Origin of the sequence: Nocardioides sp., from assembly GCF_041600255.1 — a bacterium.
Classification (GTDB): Bacteria; Actinomycetota; Actinomycetes; order Propionibacteriales; family Nocardioidaceae; genus Nocardioides.
The window spans coordinates 1-4,412 of sequence record NZ_JBFIKK010000193.1; the positions used below are offsets into that span (position 1 = coordinate 1).

The following is a 4,412-nucleotide window of genomic DNA, read 5'->3' on the forward strand; positions in this document are numbered from 1 at the left end:
CCCGCCATCGAGGCGAGCGGCGTCGAGGTCCCCGGCGGCGTCAACGCCACCGTCGTGGCGCACCTCGACGCGGACGGCACCCCGACGCTCAACGTCTTCGTCAACGACGTCTCCTCGACCGGGCCCGGTGACGCGCGGTTGACGGTGCGCCACACCGCCGCCGCTCCGGAGGTCGACGTGCGTGCCGACGGCAACGTGCTGGTGCCCGGTCTGGCCAACCCCGACGAGGAGGTCGCCGACGTCCCGGCCGGCAGCTACAGCGCCGACGTGGTCCTCGCCGGCACCGACACGGTGGCGATCGGTCCGGCCGACCTGAGCCTGGGTGAGGGCACCAACACGATCGTCTACGCCTGGGGCAGTGCCGACGACGGCAACCTCGATCTGGCGGTCCAGACGATCGACGGGCTGCACTCGGCTCCCCATGGCGTCCCCGGTGGCGAGGTCGGCCTGGCGGCCGAGTCCAGCGCCGGCGTCCCGGTGTGGGCGCTGGCCCTCGGCGGGACCTCGTTGCTGGTGCTGATGCTGGTGGCCCTCCGCTCGGTCCCGGTCCGCCGGCGCCGCTGACGACAGGGCGGTCGGTCACCATGCGGACGACTCACGTTGCGAGGACCCTCGCGGTGCTCGCAGCCGTCGGACTCGTGGTCAGTCTGAGCGCCCTGTGGCCCCGTCTCGATCCCGGTGCATCCGACCGGGCTCTCGAGCCGGGGCCCGCGGCCGACTCCGTGGTCGTCGCCTCGTCGCCCGAGCAGCGGAGCGAGACACCCGACCCCGGGTCCGACGCGGCTCGATCGGTCGGTCGCTCCGACGCCACCGCCCTGCGTCGGGTGACCCGCCAGCAGCGCACCCCCCGTCCGGTTCGGGCGCGACTCGGGTCGGTCGACGTCGACGCCCGGGTCCGGCCCGTGGGCGTGCAGCCCGACGGGCAGATGCAGCTCCCGGACGATCCTCGGGTGCTCGGCTGGTACCGCTTCGGTGCCGCGCCCGGCGCGACGATGGGAGGCGCCACGGTGCTCGCCGGGCATCTCGACTCCCGCAGCTTCGGGCTCGGTCCGCTGGTCCGGCTCCGGGACGTGGCGGTGGACGACACGCTCACCCTCACGCTGCGCGACGGACGGGTCCGGCGGTACGTCGTCCGGGACGTCAGCCGCTACGACCGCCAGGGGCTTCCGGAGGCCCTGTTCTCGCGGACCGGTCCTGAGCGGTTGCACGTGATCACGTGCAGCGGGGAGTACGACGCCGAGAACGGCGGCTACCAGCTGAACCTCGTGGTCACGGCCGTGCCGGTCGGCTGACCCGGGCGGACGATCGATCCGACGGATTGCCGCGGGGTGCGGCGACGCTGTGACGGGCACCACTAGGCTGCGCGGATGAACGACACCGATCACGAGCGCCGGGCGGTCGAACTGGTCATGGGCTCGGCTCAGTACGCCGAGACCTTGGCCGCCCTCGTGGAGCGCACCGATCGCACCGAGGCCGACCTGATGGCCGACTCCCGAACTGCGCTGAGCGAGATGTCGGCGTACGTCGACGAATCGGCCTCGCGGGTCTGGGACCGGATGGGTCGGTGGCTGACCCGCTCCTACGAGCTCGACGTCGACACCAGCAGGTTGGCGGAGCTCGCCGAGCTGGGGCGCCGGCACTCGCTGGTCTTCCTGCCCAACCACCGCTCCTACCTCGACCCGCTCGTCCTCCGGGCGGCCACGACGGGTCACGGTTTTCCCAGCAACTACACCCTGGGCGGGATCAACCTCGCCATGTGGCCGCTCTCGGAGCTCGGCAAGCGCAGCGGGCTGATCTTCATCCGTCGTTCCACCCGCGACGACCCGGTCTACCCGGCCATGCTGCGCCTCTACCTGGGCTTCCTGCTCCGCCAGCACGCCAACCTGGAGTGGTACTTCGAGGGCGGCCGCACCCGCACTGGCAAGCTCCGCCCGCCACGGATGGGAGTGCTGCGCTACCTCGTCGACGCCTTCCAGGCCAACGGCGACGACGCCGACGACGCGTACCTCGTGCCGGTCTCCATCGTGTACGACCAGCAGCACGAGGTCTCTGCCCTCTCCCGGGAGGAGAGTGGCGGCACCAAGGCGCCCGAGAGCCTGACCTGGCTCTATCGCTTCGCCCGCGCCCAGGGACGGCGTAGGGGCCGGGTACACGTGCGGTTCGGGCCGCCGTTGTCGCTGCGCGGTGCCCTCGCCGATGCCGGCTCGCGAGCCGCGACCGACGACCTGACCGCGGTGGTTCCGCGGGTCGCCTTCGAGGTCGCCCACCGGATCAACGACGCCACACCGATCACCCCGTCGGCCCTGGTGGCCTTCGGATTGCTCGACAACGACGGTCGGGCGATGACGCTGGCCGAGACCCTGGGCGTCCTCGAACCGCTGGTCGACTACGTACGCCGGCGCCAGCTGCCGTTGACCGCCGACGTCGACCTCGGTCGCCCGGCCGGTCTGCGCAAGGCGCTGGCGACGCTCGTGCGCGAAGGCGTGGTGGTGGAGTACGCCGGCGGGCTGGAGCCCGTCTACGCGATCGCGCCCGACCGGCAGCACGAGGCGGCGTTCTACCGCAACACCGTCACCCACTACTTCATCGACCGCGCGATCCTCGAGGTGGCGCTCGTCCAGGCGGCCGAGGCAGGACCGGACGCGGAGGACGACGTGGTGACTGCCACGTGGAAGCGCGCGCTGGCGATCCGCGATCTCCTCAAGTACGAGTTCTTCTTCGCGACGAAGCGCGAGTTCGACACCCAGCTGCGCTATGAGACCGACCTGATGATGCCCGGCTGGGCCGAGGCCAGTGCCACCCCGAACGACATCATCGAGCAGCTCTCGACCTCGCACCTGCTCCTGGCGCACCGGGTGATCGGGCCGTTCCTCGAGGCCTACTCCGTGGTGGCCGACCGTCTGGTGACCCGGGAGCCCGCTGCCCCGCTGGACGGCGACGGGCTGATCTCCGAGAGCCTCGGGGTCGCCCACCAGCGCTGGCTCCAGCAGGAGCTCCATTCACCGGAGTCGATCTCCAAGGACCTGATGGGCGGCGTGCTGAAGCTCGCCGGCAATCGTGATCTCCTCGGCCCCGGTGGTGACGAGCTGCGTCAGTCGCGGCAACGCCTGGCCGATGAGTTGGCGGCCGCCGTGGACGCCATCGCCGTACTCCGCTCCCTCGCCCTCAAGGACTGATCCATGGCCGACATCGACGACCTGCTCGCCGCGGTGGCAGCAGGCCCCCAGGGTCCCGAGGTCGGGGCCTTCTTCGACTTCGACGGCACGCTGATCCACGGCTACTCGGCGGCGCTCTACTTCCGTGAGCGGTTGCTGAGCCGATCGGTCAGCCCGCAGGAGCTGCTCGGCACCCTCGTCGAGGTCTTCAACATGCAGCAGCGCGGTCACGACGTGACCCGACTGGTCGGGGTGGGCCTGGGCGCCCTGCGCGGGATGGCGCAGTCCGACCTGGAGGAGATGGGCCAGCAGCTCTTCCGGACGAAGATCTCCGGCGAGCTCTACCCCGATGCCCGTCGACTGGTCCGGGCCCACCTGCGTGCGGGCCACACGGTGGCCCTGGCCTCCTCGGCCACCCGGTTCCAGGCCCAGGCGGCCGCCGAGGACCTCGGGATCGAACACCTGCTCGTCACCGAGGTCGAGGTCCTCGACGGGCTGGTCACCGGGCAGGTGGACGGGCCGATCCTGTGGGGTCCGGGCAAGGCGGCGGCGGTGAAGGGCTTCGCCGAGTCCGAGGGCCTGGACCTCACCGAGTCCTACGCCTACGGCAACGGGGGAGAGGACGTCTTCTACCTCGAGACCGTGGGGCGTCCGCGGCCACTCAACCCCGACAGCACGCTGACCCGCATCGCGCACGAGCGCGGTTGGCCGGTGCACCGGCTGCATCGCGAACGCCGCCTCACCCCGACCAATGTCGTCCGCTCGGCGGCCTCCTTCGCCGGGCTGGCCACCGGGGTGGTGGCCGGTCTGGGGATGGGACTGCTCAACGGGGATCGCCGTACCGCGCTCACGGTCGCCGCTGCGATCAGCTCCGAACTGGCGTTGGCGGGCGCCGGGGTCACGCTGGAGGTCGAAGGCCAGGAGAACCTCTGGCGCTCGCGGCCGGCGGTCTTCGTCTTCAACCACCAGAGCCAGCTCGATGTCGTCGTGCTCGCCGCACTGCTGCGCCGCGACTTCACGGCGGTGGCCAAGAAGGAGCTCGCCAAGGACCCCACCTTCGCTGCGATGGGCTGGCTGGCCGATGTCGCGTACGTCGACCGCACCGACAGCGTCGCGGCCCGGGAGGCCCTCGCGCCGGCCCTCGAGAGCCTGGCCTCCGGCACCTCCCTGGTGATCGCCCCCGAGGGCACCCGTTCACCCACCCCGCGGCTGCTGCCCTTCAAGAAGGGCGCCTTCCACCTGGCGATGCAGGCCGGG

The 4,412-nt window shown here is 71.6% G+C and carries 4 protein-coding genes; all 4 read left to right on the top strand.

The window, feature by feature from the left end:
* The coding region (locus ABZE72_RS15920) for a DUF4397 domain-containing protein (RefSeq protein WP_372730016.1) at window positions 1-564 on the top strand (564 nt) is incomplete at its 5' end.
* A 53-nt stretch (window positions 565-617) separates the two neighbouring features.
* Complete coding sequence (locus tag ABZE72_RS15925) at window positions 618-1,292, top strand: class F sortase (RefSeq protein WP_372730017.1); 675 nt, start codon at window positions 618-620, stop codon at window positions 1,290-1,292.
* A 75-nt stretch (window positions 1,293-1,367) separates the two neighbouring features.
* Window positions 1,368-3,176: a 1-acyl-sn-glycerol-3-phosphate acyltransferase gene (locus ABZE72_RS15930; protein WP_372730018.1), complete on the top strand. Its 1,809-nt coding sequence runs from the start codon at window positions 1,368-1,370 to the stop codon at window positions 3,174-3,176.
* A 3-nt stretch (window positions 3,177-3,179) separates the two neighbouring features.
* Window positions 3,180-4,412: HAD-IB family hydrolase (locus ABZE72_RS15935; RefSeq protein ID WP_372730019.1), on the top strand; the 1,233-nt coding region annotated here is incomplete at its 3' end.

What these genes read in the sequence shown, in the direction of transcription:
- ABZE72_RS15930 (WP_372730018.1), top strand. Translation starts at nt 1,368, where the DNA reads ATGAACGACACCGATCACGAGCGCCGGGCGGTCGAACTGGTCATGGGC.